Raw genomic sequence first — 15,584 nt, forward strand, 5'->3', positions numbered from 1 at the left:
TGTATCAGTTTGCCTTTTATCAAGCCCAGGGGAAGATTCGAGTACGGTCGAGTCGCTCGTCTAGTCTAACGGGAATGTTGCCATTTTCGGCTGAAGTGTAGGCAGCGACCAAGACCTTAATCGCCATCATTCCTTCCTCTGCGGTCACGATGTTCTCGCCCTTGAGCAATGCGTTTAGCACCATCGCCGTGGAGTCAATGACTTCTACCGGAGCGATCGTCTCATGGAAACTCTCAGCAGGCATGCCGTATCGTGTTGTCGACAGGTCCCGGTATTCGGATTGACGCACGGCCAATCTCATGCTGCCAGTCAGTTCGCTGATGGTTATCATTCCATTGCGTGCCGCGTAAATCACCTCTAACCCATGCCCTTGCTCGCATCCAATTTCGATATACAGCCGCTTACCGCTTTCAGTGGTGACACGAATCGAACCGGCACGGTCTTGAAATTGTGGTCCGCGAGGATTAGCAACCGCGTCAGGGTCAAACCATGCCGTTACGGATACAGGTGCCTCGTTCACCATATACCGAAACGCCTCAAAATAATGCGTTCCATTCATCGAAATACCGAAGTTACCGCCAACCACGGTCATACTTTTCAAACCACCATAGGCGTCGCTATCAAGAAGTGCCTTGGGTTTGGAGTACTGCTCCATAAACCGCATCTGGTGATTGACTGATAATCTTGCGCCATATCTTCGGCAAACACTCATCATCCTTTCACACTCTTCCAAAGAAACCGCAAGCGGCTTTTCGACAAGGATGTATTTAACGCCTCGTTCCGCCGCCGCGCAGGTAAGCTCGCAATGTGAGTCTGCCGTTGTTGAAATGATCAAGATATCGGGTACGATCACTTCATATAGTGCGTCATGGTTAGCGAAAAGAAGGTTATTTGCAAGACCATATACAGCCTGGGCATCAAATAAAGCATTTGATCGAAGATCAACGATGCCGCAGATCTGGAGGTCCAGCTTACGAGCCACACCAATATGACGCTGCCCCATTCGCCCTGCACCAATTATCGCCAAGGTGGTCATATCTTACGACTCATAAATCCGAGTGTGTACGGGCAATTCCCTTTCCCCCTGATATATCATGGCTGGCATTGTTTCTTCAGGCTATTGGCGTGAAAGTCAGCAACCAGTGCAACAATTTCATTGAGTTCATGAAAATTTACAGAAGTGCCCGATTTCTCCACGGCCTTCGCACACTCAATGAGCGTACGCTGTGATTCCGGAGAATTCTGAAGCCGTCTCATCTTCCTTGTTGCGTGTGTAATTACGGATACGATAATTTTAGGCAAGCATACTTTTAACGCTTCTCTTAATCTGTAGAAAGAAACCGCCTTTTTAAAATATCTTTCACACCACGCGACATAGGCATCCATCGCCACTTCAATTTCCTTTGAAATAACACATCTATCCCTGCCATCAAATTCAGAAAAAACTTCAGCCGTAACTTCAAGGAATTTATCCCGAAATACTTGCTTATATTCCGGCGATGGCCACCAATCATGGAATTCGTTTGTTCTTAGCAGAGAGATATCAGGTCCAGCTGCTTGTTCCAGTTCTGTAGATTTCAACCAACTTAAAAATGGAATGACTTTCGTCTTTCCTAGGTAGCTGATTGTCAGCTCCATCTGCAATTCAATGATGGAAAAAATTGGAAATTCATGCCTGACATGCGCTTCAAGTGATTTCCTCCAATCCTCTGTTCTTAGAATAGCGTACATTGTTGATGGCATATATCGGTTCATATGATCAAATATACGCATCGCTGGTTTTTCTGAATCGATGATATAATCGTTATACATGTCTTGATAGACACCATTAATGCCCACCACAGCGTTCTTTTTGTTATAGTTAAATCCCAACGGTCTCCCGACACAAGCAACTAGAGAAGAATCCGACTCCAGAGAAGCAATTGCCGCCACAAGGCCGCTTGGCAAATAGAAATCGTCATCAGCAAGAAGCGCGACGTACCTAGTACGTATTATGTTACGAGCTTTGTTTAAGCGCTCCCTATAAGATAGCGGCAAATGTAGATAGTGTATGTTTTCACCAAAATCTTTGATTGCATTTTCCGAAATAGCCTGTCCACTACCGTCCAGTGCATAAACTTGAGGGCCTCTACCGTCCCAGTACTTCAGACTGCGAAGAAGATACGATTGACGATTATAACTTGGTATCACAAGCGTGAGTTCTTTAAGAAGTTCCGTTGGTTGGTTCATTGTGTTGAAAATTCCATTTATGGTAGCGGGTGTCGCAGTTATACTGCTATAGAATCCAAATCTACCTAAGGCTTGATTATTAATCCCTGACCTGTTGGAAGCGCCAACACCTGCACATCCCGTTCATAACAGAACTTATCAAAAGCAGTCTTTTGAACGATACGCCCTGGCCAGCCATAATCATCAAGCACTATAATTGCACCGCTAGAAAGCTTATCCCAAAAATACTCAACCGCTTCTATCTCGGGTTTTGCGCAATTCATGTCGATTGACAAGAACGCGATTCTCTCTGATGGAACTAACGTAAGGGTCTCGGGAACCATTCCTTTGATAATTACAACATTTTCAGTGTAGGCTGAAAATGTCTTAACAACTGAATCGTAGCAGTCCTCATACCCCCCTCCTTTTACACCCAACACACGTTCTTCCTCACTAATCTGCGTGTCTACCAAACCGCAAAAGGTGTCTAACAAATAAAATTTCTTCTGTGTTTTAAACAGCTCTGTATACTCGAGAACGGTTGCCGCAAAACCACCTCTGTTTACTCCACACTCTACAAAGTCACCGTCCCTTTTGAGACCAGACTGAGCAGCCCAACACACCACGAATGCTCGCCAATGAATTGGCGCCCCCCACGATCCTGTTTTTTCGCCGGCGGAATAGGCTCTCATGAATCTTGGGTCTTTCATGAAATCACAATTATGTTGCGTTGCGAGGCCGTCTTGATGGTAATGGTAGGCCGAAAAAAAACTAGATAATAAATACTCCTTCAGCTTTTCATAAAGAAAGTTCGGAAGAAAAATTCGTAACAATCGCTTAACAAAGATCATTATTCTCGGCTCCTACGCGACGAAAAGTGATACGTTGTTTAAAAAGAAAACTTTTGAGAAAGCTTCCTCGACTGATTTTTTCACAAAGTTCACCTTCCTGGATTACATTCGTCTGAGCCCTTGCGAAGGGCCATTGAAATTTCCTCGGTGCTTGGGTAAAACCAGGATTCGTATTTTCTGACATTGAGACTGGCAAGCCCCTCTCCTTGAGACTGTATATAGCGATCCCTGCGGAGTTCCAAATAATCATTGTGTGTAATTTCGCCCAGAATATTTTTGTTGTTCGCCTTGGCAACCCAGAAATCCCCAATTGCGAGGTAGTCAATGTCCATAAAAGCAAACGATTCGATAGCATCCAGCGGGGTATCTACTATGGCCTCCCCATTAACATTGAAGCTAGTATTGATAAGCACCGGCACCCCACTAAGCTTATAAAATGACTGTAATGTTCTATGAAAATCAGGATTTTGACGTTCCGTGACCGTTTGTACACGTGCTGTGCCGTCACTATGTATCACTGCCGGAATTGTCTTAACAGCATCATCTTTAGCCCGCACAATCATTATCATGAACGGTGCATCGCCATCAAAATCGAAGAAGGTCGAAACATGTTCCCTCAAACATGCTGGCGCAAAAGGCCTAAATTGTTCACGATGCTTGATGCGAACGTTAAGAATATCCTTCATGTCCACCATTGTGGGATTTGCCAAAATGGATCGATTGCCAAGAGCCCGCGGCCCATACTCAGAAGCGCCGTTATAGCGAGCAACAATTTTCCCTTGGAAGACTGCCCTGGCAATCTCATCATTAATCGAATCTGGCTTGCTATACTTTATTCCCATTGACAAAAGCGTCTCTGTTATTTCATTTTGCCTGGGGGCATAGCCAAAATAACATGAATCTAGCCTTTTCGAAGGCCGCACCCCTTTGTCAATCAAATAAAGCATCGCCGCTCCCGCACTCGTTCCATCATCGGAAGCAGCCGGATAAATAAAGATATCGGATACATCGCCTGATTGGCGAATCGCTTCATTCATTAAACCGTTAAGGGCCACCCCACCGGCAATAGCGAGCGAATTAACAGATGTAAAGCTCACTGTCCTACGCGCTAAAACAACACCCAAATGTTCAATTAAAGCTTGAACGGATGCAGCTAAGTTGAAGTGTTCTTGTCTTATCTCCTGATCTGGGTTACGCAATGCACATAGACTAGAGAACGTTTCTTTGATTTTAAATCTGACATGCCCAGAATTTTGCACATTCGCAACACTAAAATACTCGGTGTCACAGTACTCAACTGTCCCACTCTCCGATATATATACAGCGTCTTTGAGTTGAGGGAGAAACACTGGGCGACCATAGGCTGACATCCCCATTACCTTGTATTCGTCGCCATGGTCAAAACCCAGGTAGCGGGTGAAGGCTAGATATACCGACCCCATACTCGCAGGCCATCTGGTTTGCGCCTTTCTCATCAAACCCAAAGCACTTGCCTCATGCATCGTTGTAGTATCGACTTCACCATGACCATCGATCACCAGTATCGATGTCTCAAGAAGCCCAGAACCAAACCATGCGGTCGCCGCATGACAATCGTGGTGCGGATAGTAGTTCACCTTAACGCCAGGAAAACACCGATTAATAATGTCAACAAGACAGTAATATTTTACAGCTACATTAAAATACCAACTTGTTTTAACAAGCAACTGTTTAGGGTCAATGGCAGTTGAATCTGAAACTGTTTTGACTAGATTTACGATTGCAGTTTTAATGGTTGAATCAATAGCAAGATCAAGAGGTTGTTTTTTCGTCGCATACAACTTTAGTTGCGTAAAAAATTCATCTGAAAGTCTTTTGTCTATATTGACGGAACTCAACTCGTCCTCAAGAATACCGGGAAGAAAGAGCTCAGGTTTAAAATTTACAGCTACAGACTCGATTTTCAAGTCAAGTTCCTGTGCTATTTCGCAACATTTTTCAATGGACGCCCACGGAAAACGGCTATCATGCTTTACATTCGACAACCTCTCCTCTGCACTAGCATATAATACGTCGCCCGTAGCCGCAGAGACTAAAGCTGCGGAAGAATCATGCGTCAATACACCTAGGCCAAGAACTGCCGTCTTTGCTTGTGACCCAAAGAAAATTTGAGAATATTTTTTGGAAATTTCTGGGATTACTACATCAAAGAGTTCAGGTGCTTCGCTTTTTATTTTGTAGCTCATCAATCTTACTCCGCTGATTCAAAATTGAAGTACAACTTATACAGGTTTCCAAGAAGCGCTCACAAAATTTCAGTTATAACTCGATTCACTTAACGCGCTTTAAATAGCCATCAATTGTCTCCGAAATCATCGCTTTGTCTGAAAGCCTTTTGTCAACTTCATAATCCGATTGCTCTTCTAGGAATTGTTTCATTGCAGTGTATGGATTGTCGCCAACATCCCACGGCCGATTCGCTGAAAAATAGCCTCTGGGGAAAAATTCAATAAACGTATCAGGGAGAACACAGTAGGATCCAACGGTTACCAAAGGCGCATACGCCTTGAGTTCATCATACACATGCTGATGACTGTGCAGCGAATCCAAAATTACCAGCACAGTTTTTTTCCCTTCAGCATGGCGTCTTACTTTTTCAATAATTTGAGGATCCGTAGAGCTACCCTCGTACATCGTTATGCGCTTATACATTGGATGTTCTTCAATTAACGTTCGATTATGCCTTCGAATATCGATATCGATGCCTACTACCTCACCATCAATACCCATCATTTCCATCATTGAGGCGGTAAAGACTATCGAGCCACCATGAGCAATTCCGGTCTCGATCACCAGATCCGGCTTGAGTTCCCACATGATCTCTTGCTGAATCACTATATCTGAAGGGAACTTAATGATAGGCCGTCCCATCCATGTGAAATTGTACGTATATTTGTATTTGTCTGCGTGAAGCATCCACTCAAGGGATTTACGCCGAAGTTCATTGTCGGCGCCCATTGCTAATATATCTTCCTTACGCTCGGAAAAGAATTCGGATACTGGGTCTTGTTCTTTCATGTTTGTCTTATTTTCCTATCTGAAGAAGGGATAAAATTGTTTGTTGCATTTTGGCAGCAGATTCATATTCGGATAGTCGTATATAGGATAGCCCTGATCTAACGCTAAAATTGTTCGATGATTCTGGTGATGAGCTTTTAATATTTATTTTCGAATTTCTATTAAATACATCATGATATGCAGCTGCTGTCATTCGAGCAATAGCGAGTATCGAACTATTCCAACCAGAAGAGGCATTCAGAATAGTAAAACCGTTGGAGAAATCGCGCAGTGCGGCCAGAACAACATCTGCCACTTCATCGGTGGAGACAAAATTTCTTGTTTGCATCCCTGAGGACAACAGCGTGATTGCCCCCTGACTAACCGCCTCTTGGACAAAACACATTGGAACCAGCGTTGTGCGATTGACGGTTGAAATATCTGGCACACCATAAACATTCGAGGGCCGCAACACAATAACATCAATACCGAAACGCTTAGCATACATACGACACAGTTCTTCACCGAAGAAGTGATTGAGTGCGTAAGACGTTTCGCAATTAACAGGCGTGGATTCGTCAATATCGCCATTGAGCTCCGTTCCATATACTTGTAACGTGGAGAAGAAAACAAAACGCTTTACGCCTGACACCATCGCTTTTTCCAATAAATTCCGGGTTCCAAATACAGAGAGCATAACGCCGGCCTCAAAATCGCGGGATAGAATATCGTTGGCTGTGGCGCAATGGACGATTGTATCTACCGCAGGTATCTCACAGGCCGAATTTAGAACATCAAGGCTGATAATCTCTGCACCAAGCTCTTTTTGGAGATTCTCCGTTGAATGTCTGCTGGCCCCGATCACCGTGTACCCAGCTTGCTGCGCACGAATGACCAACCGACTCCCAATAAATCCGGATGCGCCTGTAATCAATAGCTTTGAAGGTTTACTCATTTCTTTCACTCATTTCTAAAAATGGAGGCCAACCCACTAAAATCACGAGATTACTGGCTCAATCTCCGAGAGCCCTTTTCCTTGCGTATCCTTCTCGGAAATGTGTAGAGGTTTAGTCGGCCATTGAATACCGACCTCTGGGGTGTTCCACAGGAGTGTCCCCTCAAATTCAGGTGAGTAAAATTCTGAAACCAAATAGAGAATTTCGGAGTGGGGCTGCAAGGAAACAAATCCATGTGCAAAACCTTTAGGAACATACATCATCGTTCTGTTTTGCGCAGTCAGTTCAGCACCAAACCATTTTCCGAAAGTCATGGATTCCGCCCTTAGATCAACTATCACATCCCAAATGGCACCTTGTAGGCAACGCACCATTTTGACCTCAGCTTTCGGCGGCCTTTGAAAATGCAGGCCTCGCAGAGTCCCCGCTTCATTGCTCAACGAGTTATTGATTTGCACCCAGCTAGTATTGAGTCCCTGTGCCAAGAACTCCCGCTCGCAAAAATAGCGAGAAAAGAAACCTCGATCGTCGGCGCGCGGTTCCAAATCAATTAAATAGCTACCTGGCAGTGGGATTTCCGTAAATTTCATAGTTTCCTGTAAGTTAGCTGTCCATAGATTCCGCGTAAGCGGCGATATCGGTTACACACAGGGTGCGGGCATCGGCGCCATCGTTCTGATCACGATACCAGCCCATCGTACGACTGATGGCCTTGGACAGGCCCCAGCGCGGCTTGAAATCGAGAGCGGTACGCGCCTTGGCTATTTCCAGGGCCAAGAAGCCTGCTTCGTGCGCTCCTTCTGACCCGTCTCCATACTTCACCTTGCCGCCGCCGTAGGCTTTGTGCGCCAACTCAATGACGGCTTGCACCGAGGTGGCATCGCTGGTTTCCGGGCCAAAGTTATAGCCTCCAGCCAGCTGGGGCTGCGCCCACAGGGTTTGCGCCAGACTCAAATAACCAGCCAGGGGCTCCAGTACATGCTGCCAGGGTCGAATAGCCTGAGGGCGACGAATCTCAAGTAGCTGATCCGATTGCCAGGCGCGGATCGCATCTGGAATCAACCGGTCCTCCGACCAATCGCCGCCACCGATGACATTGCCGGCACGGGCACTGGCAACAGCCACTCCTTGGTGACGCAAAAAGGCATCCCGGTAACTGGCAATCACCAATTCACAGGCCGCCTTGCTGGCGCTGTAGGGGTCATGGCCTCCCAGGGCATCGTCTTCCCGGTAGGGCCAAGACCATTCGTGGTTGCGATAGACCTTGTCGGTGGTAATCATCACGGCGACTTTGACACTATCCAGACCACGCAAGGAATCCAGCACGTGGGCCGTGCCCATGATATTAGTAGAAAAGGTTTCGATCGGATCCCGATAACTGGCCCGGACCAAGGGTTGCGCGGCGAAGTGCAGAACGATTTCCGGTTCCGCGTCACGGATATGGTTCGCCATCGCTGTGGCATCACGGATATCACAAAAATGACTTTGGCATAGATCCTCGACTTTAGCCAGAGCGAAAAGATTCGAGTGCGTTGCTGGCGGTAGGCTGATGCCGGTAACCTTGGCGCCCAATTGGTGAAGCCAGATCACCAGCCATGCACCCTTGAAGCCGGTATGCCCAGTTAACAAAACGCGCTTATCGCGCCAAAACTCACGATCGGGTCGGCTCATGGTGATGTCCAAATTTTCCAGGGGGCGCGGCCCGACGCCCAAAGCTCTTCCAGTTGGGTCTTGTCCCGCAGGGTATCCATAGGTTGCCAAAAGCCATGGTGCTCATAGGCCATCATCTCGCCCAGTTGCGCCAGTTGGATCAGCGGCTCGCCTTCCCAACTGGTTTGGTCACCAGCGATCAAATCCAGCACCTGAGGAGACAACACAAAAAAACCGCCATTGATCACCCCCCCATCGCCACGGGGTTTTTCTATAAAACCCGTCACCTGCTGCGTCGCCAATTGCAGGGCACCATAACGCCCCGGCGGTTGTACGGCCGTGATCGTGGCCTGTTTGCCGTGCTGTTGGTGAAAACGGAGGGTAGCACCGATATCGACATCGGAGAGGCCATCTCCGTAAGTAAAGCAAAACGCAGCCTCATCCTTCACATAGCCCGCCACACGCTTCAAGCGGCCGCCTGTAAGAGTGTCCTCGCCCGTATCCACCAGCGTCACCCGCCAAGGCTCCCCATGACGCTCATGGACGTCCATGGTGTTGTGGGCCATGTCGAAGGTGACATCCGAGGTGTGCAAGAAATAATTGGCGAAATACTCCTTGATTACATAGCCCTTGTAGCCGCAGCAGATGACAAAGTCATTCACACCGTGCTCAGAATAAAGCTTCATGATGTGCCACAAAATCGGCTTACCGCCGATCTCGATCATAGGTTTAGGCTTGAGGTGAGTTTCCTCGGAGATGCGAGTGCCGAGACCTCCGGCGAGAATAATTGCTTTCATTTATACAGCTACCTTTGTCATATTTTGGAATCGCTTATTACTGGCTTTGAGTTCGTCATAATTGCCTTGGCCTATTACACGGCCCTTTTCGAGCAGGTATATACCGTCGCATTCCCTCACAGTAGTAAGACGGTGGGCAATGAGGATGGTTGTGATCTCGTGCCCCAGGTTATGCACCGCCTCCATCACAGCTTGTTCTGTGAGATTGTCCAGTGCACTGGTGGCTTCGTCCAGAATCAACACCTGCGGGTTGTGGTAAAGGGCGCGGGCAATCCCGATGCGCTGGCGTTGACCACCGGAGAGCCGCACGCCGCGTTCGCCCACCGTAGTGGCGTAGCCTTGGGGTAGTTGCTTGGCAACAAAGTCGTGCAGGTTGGCAATGCGGGCGGAGCGCTCCACAGCCTTCTGATCGATCTGCTCTGGCGCCACACCAAAGGCGATATTGGCGGCTACAGTGTCATCGGCAAGATAGATATGCTGGGGCACATAGCCGATGGCCCGCTGCCATTGGCGACGATTGCCGGAAACGATGGGCGTGCCGTCCACTGCCAAAATGCCGCGCTCGGGCTCAAGCAGCCCCAGGATTAGATCCACTGTGGTGGTCTTGCCGCTGCCCGTGGCGCCTACCAGTCCGATGGTGCTATGTGCCGGGATGGTTAGGTTGAGATCCACCAAGGTGGGTTGCGTAGCCTTGGGGTAGGTGTAAGTGATGTCTTTCAGGGTGATGGCCTGGCTCAAGATGATCGGCATGCTGCCCACCACACTCGATGTTCTTTGCGGTGCGAGAGTCGCCAGGTCGCTATGAAGCGCGTCGAGGGCCGGGCCGGTAAAGCGCAATTGGGTGATGCAGCTATACATCTGCTGCACGGCGGGCATCAGCCGGTAACCGGCGAAAGCGTACATGGCGATAATGGGTAGTGCCTTCGCAAGACCCTCGGTACTGGTCAAAAGATGAAGCATCAGAAGCAACATGCCACCAAACGCCAAAATCTCCAACGCAAACCGCGGTAGCAGGGAGATGGCTTGCGAAGATGCCTGATGACTGGCATAAAGCTGCGCCGGACGGGAAAAACGCTGGATGTACGACTCTTCAAGCCCCCCCACCTTGACTTCCTTAATGCCGCCGAAGGCCTCGCTTACTGTCGCGAAACGCATCTCATTGGCAAAAAGACGTTCAGTGCCGATGCGCGTAAGATAATCACGCATGAGTTTGTAGATGAGTCCATAGACAAGCCCCACCACCCCCCCTGCAACCAGCGACAGCCAAGGATCAATTACCAACAGTAAAACGATTATCGCTAAGACTACTGCACCTTGAGCGATGAATTGTATCATCGGCATCACCGCGCTGTAAACTACTTGAGTTACTTCCGACAAAACACTCTTTCCGAGATCGGCACTATGTTGGTTGAGGAACCAGGCATAAGGTTGATGCAGGTAGGCTTCCACTAAACGCCGACTAATGCTGTATTCATGCATTAGGACAAACCGCAACTGAACGTAGGTAGCGAGCGCCTTAAAAGAGATGGAGACCACCAAGGCCCCAAAAACCATAACGCCGAGGAAGAATAGAAAGCCTTGGGGGTCCATAAAGCCGAGGGTATCGTAGGCGCCAGCAAGGATAGCGTTGGTCTCGATCATCTGCGGGTTTGCTGCCACCGCCATAAACGGCATGATAGACGCCACCCCGACCACATCCAAGAACGCCGTGATCAGAATCATACCGAGCAACAGCGCCGCCCGGCGGCGTTCATGGGGCGTGAGGAGGTCGAAAAGTTTTTTAAGGGTTTTAACCATTTATAGCCGGAGATCGCTTTGCTCTGCGAGTAGGATGTTTAAGGCTGTAGAACGCAGCGGGGTTTTGCCCAGTGTGCGAATAACGTCGGCGCCCAAGGTATTGAACGGTTGGTGCGCTACTGCCAGCAGAAAATTAAGTCTCACTTCACAGCTTCAACATAAACAGATATTTGCGGATATGTTTGATCAAAATAACGCAGATCACGCATCAAAACAGAAGCACTTTGACCATACCCTGAACGATATATATTTCTAAATCCAGCCAAACTTAAAAGCTCATGTAGCTTACTTGAATTCCACCAACTTATATGGTTCCCTGGGGATGAATAATCGAATTCAAGAGACTGGGTAAGTGTATCCAACAAAGTGCGCGGGTTCGCCTTATTGGCCTCAACAAGCTTTTTCACTTCATCAGTGCAATATTTTTTTTTGCATTCAGTCTCTGACCAGGGTGATCTTGGCGTTGCAACAGAATACAACCACTGGTCGTAGATAGACATTAACCCCATATTTTTTTTGCCCGCCTTACTTGAATCGGCGTCCTTAAACCAAAACCACCAATTTTCATCATTTCTCAAAAGTGCATTCCAATCGAGGTCGGCGCATGGCCCCGTAGTTATTCTAAAAACACCACCCTTATCTAAGCACCGGAATACTTCTTTCATCATATTTAAAACGATATTGTCAGGGAGATGTTCAACAACATGCGAACAATAGAATGCGTCAACCGTTTCCGTCGGAATAGGAAAATCTGATTGTGCTATTAAATCATGAGGAATACATGGTGCCTGTATTGCGGCAAATTCTTCTGTTTGTGCTGGCAGATCAATATTAGTCCAATAAGCATGTGACCATGTTCCCGCGCCAATATTGTAGAGTCGCTGTTTCGCCTTCGCTACTGTACCGTATAAGGTCAAATATTCGTCATCAGATATTTCAACTGAGATCGGTCTATTGTATACCACTATATAACATCCTTTCCTGTTAGTTATTAAGCTTGTTACTTATAATTTTTTCATTTATTATTAACAATCGAATATGCAACCGACCAATCCCATTCGGTATCAATATCCAAAGCCTCTTGTGGCGACTCAATCAATAACGGTAGTGCTTTTACTCCCACAAATGACCTGTGTGTTCGGAGTAGTTCTGGGGATATTAAATAAAAACTGCCATTAACAATATAAGCCGGAATCAAATCTTGAGATCGAGTTTCTAGCCCGTGCTCGGGCATAAACGGTATCAGATACTTGCCCTCCATCTTTAACGTCCACATCGGGTGGGCATGGGTCAGCGAAACGCCCAGAACTGGTTGCTGACCACACCTGCAATACAGTTCTATTCCCCGTTGCACTGTCTCTCTAGTTCGGAAAGGCGAGGTCGGCTGTAACAGGAGAAGCCCGTCAACGACGCCCTTTTCTTTTTCATACCAGTTCAGCGCATGAATGGCTACGTCAACCGAGCTTGCGGTATCAGTTGCCAATTCAGCAGGACGCGACCATGGCACATATGCACCTGCGTCCGAACAAACTGCCGCAATTTCCGGGTCATCTGTGGAAACAAGAATTTCGCAAATCTCTGGAATATCTTTGGCAACATCAATGGACCAGACAATCAGGGGTTTACTCCCTAGTATGCGAACATTTTTCCCTGGCAATCTTTTGGATCCGCCACGCGCTGTAACCAAGGCAAGAATTCTCATTACAAAATGAACCTACGCAAGATTTCCAAGCCTACTTCACCACTTTTCTCTGGGTGGAATTGGCAACCCATTATCTGATCACGGCCGATCACTGCCGCAACTTTATGTCCGCCGCAGACGCACTCTGCAATGCGATGTGCAGGTTTTGTGGGCACGGCCATAAAAGAGTGCACGAAATACGCGGCCTCTCCTGGCTTGGTGTTCTGCAGAACGGTCTCGCTCCAATCAGTCGATGAAGCCGATGGCTGTAGTGCATTCCAACCGATGTATGGAATCTTCTGCTTCTCGCCCAACAGCGTTTGGGTCGGCACATGGATCACGCGACCGGGGATTAACCCCAAACCCGAAGTGTGACCAAACTCCTCACTTTCATCTAACAAGAGTTGCATACCTAAACAAATGCCAAGCAACGGTATGTTACAATGAGCAAGCTCTCGAATTACCGTAACCAAACCTAACCGCTCTAATGCTTGCATTGCATTGCCGAAGGCCCCTACTCCAGGCAGCACCACTCGCCTGGCGGCAAGAATTTGCTCCGGATCTGCGGTTAAAGTAACTTTTGCACCGCAGTGTTCAAGACCACGCTGCACGCTGAGCAGATTGCCCACGCCGTAATCAATCACGATGACTTCAAGCGCACCCATAGTGTCTCACTCCCAATCCCGCTGCCTGGGCTACGACTCTGATATCGCCAATCGTCGCACGCTTGTAATGCAGGATATCGGCCATCGCAACGGCATCTGCACCACCGTTGCAAACAACCTCAATCAAATCTTCGGGGTTACCCATGCCACCACTGGCAATCACAGGGACTGACACCTCTGCGGTTACAGCCTTCACCAAGGCAGTATCAAAGCCTTTCCGTGTACCCTCACGGTCCACCGATGTCAGCAACACTTCGCCCGCACCCATGCCTATGCCTCGCTTCACCCATTCGATGACATCTAGCCCAGTGCGTTCACGACCATTGTCGGTATAGACTTCCCAGCGTCCTGAATCGATTTGCTTGGCTTCGACAGAGAGAACCATACATTGGCTGCCAAAGCGCCGGGCAATGTCAGTGATGAGTTGGGGATTGGCAACTGCTGCGGTATTAACTGCCACCTTGTCGGCCCCGGAACGCAAAATCTCCGTTGCATCGTCAACCGATCGAATACCACCACCCACCGTCATGGGGACAAAAATGTCTTTTGCCGCAGACTTGACAATGTCGCCCAAGTGATTGCGGCCATAAAGACTGGCCACGCAATCCATGTAAATCAGTTCGTCCACGCCCTGCAAGTAGTAGCGTATCGCATGTTCATTGGGGTTCCCCATGACACGTAGGCCTTCCAGATGAATACCCTTGATCAGATTGGGGCCCTTGATGTCGAGACGAGCGATCAGGCGAATATTTCTCACAACATCCTACTCATTTCTTGTCGTGCCAAACCGCATGACGCAAGTTCCACTCACCATTCTTCTTGCACCAAATATGATCAGAACGCCAACTATCAATCACTGCATGAACCTCTTCATCGGTGATTGAACAAAAATCCAAGAACTCCTTGTAGTATTTTCTAGGAAACTCATGGTCATAGCGTTTTACTAGCGCTACACCCTCTTCACGCGTGATTTTCCCATCGCGTATTTCATGAGCAGTATCCGATGTTGTCCGCCCGATACCAAACTTAATGTAAGAAAGATAGTAGTGAAACCCATCAAGTTGATCATCTAGACTCGCATACTTTGAATAGGTGCCCTCCGATCTTTCGGTATTCGAGGTAAAACCCGTGTGTTCATGGCAGTAATAGTAATTCTCCTGAGGATCCCAAAACTTGTAATAACCCAAAAAGTGAATTTCAGTATTATTACTTATTGTTTCTTCAAATCTTGGTGCCATAAAGGGGTAAAGATCAACTAACGAAATGCCATGCTCCGCCCAAAACTCTGGTGGCATCCCAGAAAAATAATGCTTGTCATGATCCTGAATATCTCGTGTTGCGCGGAAGGCATTCTTCATATCGCCACCATATTCAACCTCACCATTTTCACCGTACATAATCAACTGAATATTATGCTTTATGGCCATGTGAAGAGGGAAATTTGTTTGCCCATAGATAAATGGCTGAAATGGATCGCCAAGATGCTTGAAGGATAACTGCGTGAGTTTTTTTGTAACCTGCGGATTAGGCGTACCTAAAATATGGTTAAACCCTGAAGCAATGAAGGCATCAAGATTATTACGGCCAATTGCAGTAGCTTTTAGTGGCGCCCATGTCACTGCAAGCGGATTCATGCCATATTTGTATTTCAGTTGATGAGCTACAAAACTACCGTCCTTGCCCCCACTACAGGGAACGACAACATCGTATTCACCATTTCTTTTTCGATGTTTGTTACAGAGCGCGACAAGTTCATCTTCACGCGCTTTCCAATCTATTTTTGTGCGTTTGAATTCGGCGTAATTACATGCTGAACAAACGCCGTGCTCATCCAACATGATTCGTGGCCGTTGATTGGAAACGGTACATTTCTTGCAGAACTTAACCTCCCGTGGCAGGTTGTATTGCTTAATCAAATCTCTTTTCATGGATATAATTCCTTA

15 protein-coding genes are annotated in these 15,584 nt (G+C 47.5%); all 15 read right to left on the reverse strand.

All coding sequences use genetic code 11. The features are described from left to right. Nucleotides 1-19: 19 nt before the first annotated feature. The 15 genes from ACZ46D_RS08340 to ACZ46D_RS08410 all read right to left on the reverse strand — a co-directional run bounded on the left by ACZ46D_RS08340 (nt 20) and on the right by ACZ46D_RS08410 (nt 15,569). Entirely contained in the window at nt 20-1,036 is a 1,017-nt protein-coding gene (locus tag ACZ46D_RS08340) for a Gfo/Idh/MocA family protein (protein ID WP_464926990.1), read from the reverse strand. A gap of 56 nt (nt 1,037-1,092) precedes the next feature. After that, nucleotides 1,093-2,229 carry a TIGR00180 family glycosyltransferase gene (locus ACZ46D_RS08345; RefSeq protein ID WP_464926991.1) on the reverse strand — a complete coding sequence of 379 codons (1,137 nt, stop codon included), beginning with the start codon at nt 2,227-2,229 and terminating at the stop codon, nt 1,093-1,095. Nucleotides 2,230-2,294: 65 nt separating this feature from the next. Beyond that, nucleotides 2,295-3,059, reverse strand: coding sequence for a TylF/MycF/NovP-related O-methyltransferase (locus tag ACZ46D_RS08350; RefSeq protein ID WP_464926992.1), 765 nt, complete (start codon nt 3,057-3,059; stop codon nt 2,295-2,297). 89 nt (nt 3,060-3,148) lie between these two features. Continuing rightward, nucleotides 3,149-5,284 carry a carbamoyltransferase family protein gene (locus ACZ46D_RS08355; RefSeq protein WP_464926993.1) on the reverse strand — a complete coding sequence of 712 codons (2,136 nt, stop codon included), beginning with the start codon at nt 5,282-5,284 and terminating at the stop codon, nt 3,149-3,151. 85 nt (nt 5,285-5,369) lie between these two features. Next, nucleotides 5,370-6,116 (reverse strand): cephalosporin hydroxylase family protein, encoded by a 747-nt coding sequence (locus tag ACZ46D_RS08360; RefSeq protein ID WP_464926994.1) that lies wholly within the window; start codon nt 6,114-6,116, stop codon nt 5,370-5,372. Between the two features lie 7 nt (nt 6,117-6,123). After that, nucleotides 6,124-7,050, reverse strand: a complete 927-nt coding sequence (locus ACZ46D_RS08365; protein ID WP_464926995.1) for an NAD-dependent epimerase/dehydratase family protein — start codon at nt 7,048-7,050, stop codon at nt 6,124-6,126. A gap of 42 nt (nt 7,051-7,092) precedes the next feature. Beyond that, complete coding sequence (gene rfbC, locus ACZ46D_RS08370; RefSeq protein ID WP_464926996.1) at nt 7,093-7,641, reverse strand: dTDP-4-dehydrorhamnose 3,5-epimerase; 549 nt, start codon at nt 7,639-7,641, stop codon at nt 7,093-7,095. A 13-nt stretch (nt 7,642-7,654) separates the two neighbouring features. Further along, nucleotides 7,655-8,722, reverse strand: coding sequence for a CDP-glucose 4,6-dehydratase (gene rfbG / locus ACZ46D_RS08375; RefSeq protein ID WP_464926997.1), 1,068 nt, complete (start codon nt 8,720-8,722; stop codon nt 7,655-7,657). Next, entirely contained in the window at nt 8,719-9,498 is a 780-nt protein-coding gene (gene rfbF / locus ACZ46D_RS08380; RefSeq protein WP_464926998.1) for a glucose-1-phosphate cytidylyltransferase, read from the reverse strand. Before rfbF ends, rfbG begins: the two co-directional genes overlap by 4 nt. After that, entirely contained in the window at nt 9,499-11,295 is a 1,797-nt protein-coding gene (locus ACZ46D_RS08385) for an ABC transporter ATP-binding protein (protein ID WP_464926999.1), read from the reverse strand. A 140-nt stretch (nt 11,296-11,435) separates the two neighbouring features. After that, nucleotides 11,436-12,260 (reverse strand): methyltransferase domain-containing protein, encoded by an 825-nt coding sequence (locus ACZ46D_RS08390; protein ID WP_464927000.1) that lies wholly within the window; start codon nt 12,258-12,260, stop codon nt 11,436-11,438. A 50-nt stretch (nt 12,261-12,310) separates the two neighbouring features. Continuing rightward, entirely contained in the window at nt 12,311-12,997 is a 687-nt protein-coding gene (locus ACZ46D_RS08395) for an acylneuraminate cytidylyltransferase family protein (protein WP_464927001.1), read from the reverse strand. Then, nucleotides 12,997-13,641: an imidazole glycerol phosphate synthase subunit HisH gene (gene hisH, locus ACZ46D_RS08400; RefSeq protein WP_464927002.1), complete on the reverse strand. Its 645-nt coding sequence runs from the start codon at nt 13,639-13,641 to the stop codon at nt 12,997-12,999. The genes ACZ46D_RS08395 and hisH overlap by 1 nt, the downstream gene beginning before the upstream one ends. Then, nucleotides 13,628-14,398, reverse strand: a complete 771-nt coding sequence (gene hisF / locus ACZ46D_RS08405) for an imidazole glycerol phosphate synthase subunit HisF (protein WP_464927003.1) — start codon at nt 14,396-14,398, stop codon at nt 13,628-13,630. The genes hisH and hisF overlap by 14 nt, the downstream gene beginning before the upstream one ends. 10 nt (nt 14,399-14,408) lie before the next feature. After that, nucleotides 14,409-15,569 (reverse strand): N-acetyl sugar amidotransferase, encoded by a 1,161-nt coding sequence (locus tag ACZ46D_RS08410; protein WP_464927004.1) that lies wholly within the window; start codon nt 15,567-15,569, stop codon nt 14,409-14,411. Nucleotides 15,570-15,584 lie beyond the last annotated feature (15 nt).

It is taken from the genome of Thiovibrio sp. Mzg5, from assembly GCF_055379285.1.

Bases quoted from the DNA above. Each gene is read 5' to 3' on its own strand.
- ACZ46D_RS08350 (WP_464926992.1), bottom strand. From the start codon at position 3,059: ATGATCTTTGTTAAGCGATTGTTACGAATTTTTCTTCCGAACTTTCTT.
- ACZ46D_RS08340 (WP_464926990.1), bottom strand. From the start codon at position 1,036: ATGACCACCTTGGCGATAATTGGTGCAGGGCGAATGGGGCAGCGTCAT.
- ACZ46D_RS08360 (WP_464926994.1), bottom strand. From the start codon at position 6,116: ATGAAAGAACAAGACCCAGTATCCGAATTCTTTTCCGAGCGTAAGGAA.
- rfbG (WP_464926997.1), bottom strand. From the start codon at position 8,722: ATGAGCCGACCCGATCGTGAGTTTTGGCGCGATAAGCGCGTTTTGTTA.
- ACZ46D_RS08345 (WP_464926991.1), bottom strand. From the start codon at position 2,229: ATGAACCAACCAACGGAACTTCTTAAAGAACTCACGCTTGTGATACCA.
- ACZ46D_RS08365 (WP_464926995.1), bottom strand. From the start codon at position 7,050: ATGAGTAAACCTTCAAAGCTATTGATTACAGGCGCATCCGGATTTATT.
- ACZ46D_RS08395 (WP_464927001.1), bottom strand. From the start codon at position 12,997: ATGAGAATTCTTGCCTTGGTTACAGCGCGTGGCGGATCCAAAAGATTG.
- hisH (WP_464927002.1), bottom strand. From the start codon at position 13,641: ATGGGTGCGCTTGAAGTCATCGTGATTGATTACGGCGTGGGCAATCTG.
- rfbC (WP_464926996.1), bottom strand. From the start codon at position 7,641: ATGAAATTTACGGAAATCCCACTGCCAGGTAGCTATTTAATTGATTTG.
- rfbF (WP_464926998.1), bottom strand. From the start codon at position 9,498: ATGAAAGCAATTATTCTCGCCGGAGGTCTCGGCACTCGCATCTCCGAG.
- ACZ46D_RS08385 (WP_464926999.1), bottom strand. From the start codon at position 11,295: ATGGTTAAAACCCTTAAAAAACTTTTCGACCTCCTCACGCCCCATGAA.
- ACZ46D_RS08355 (WP_464926993.1), bottom strand. From the start codon at position 5,284: ATGAGCTACAAAATAAAAAGCGAAGCACCTGAACTCTTTGATGTAGTA.
- ACZ46D_RS08410 (WP_464927004.1), bottom strand. From the start codon at position 15,569: ATGAAAAGAGATTTGATTAAGCAATACAACCTGCCACGGGAGGTTAAG.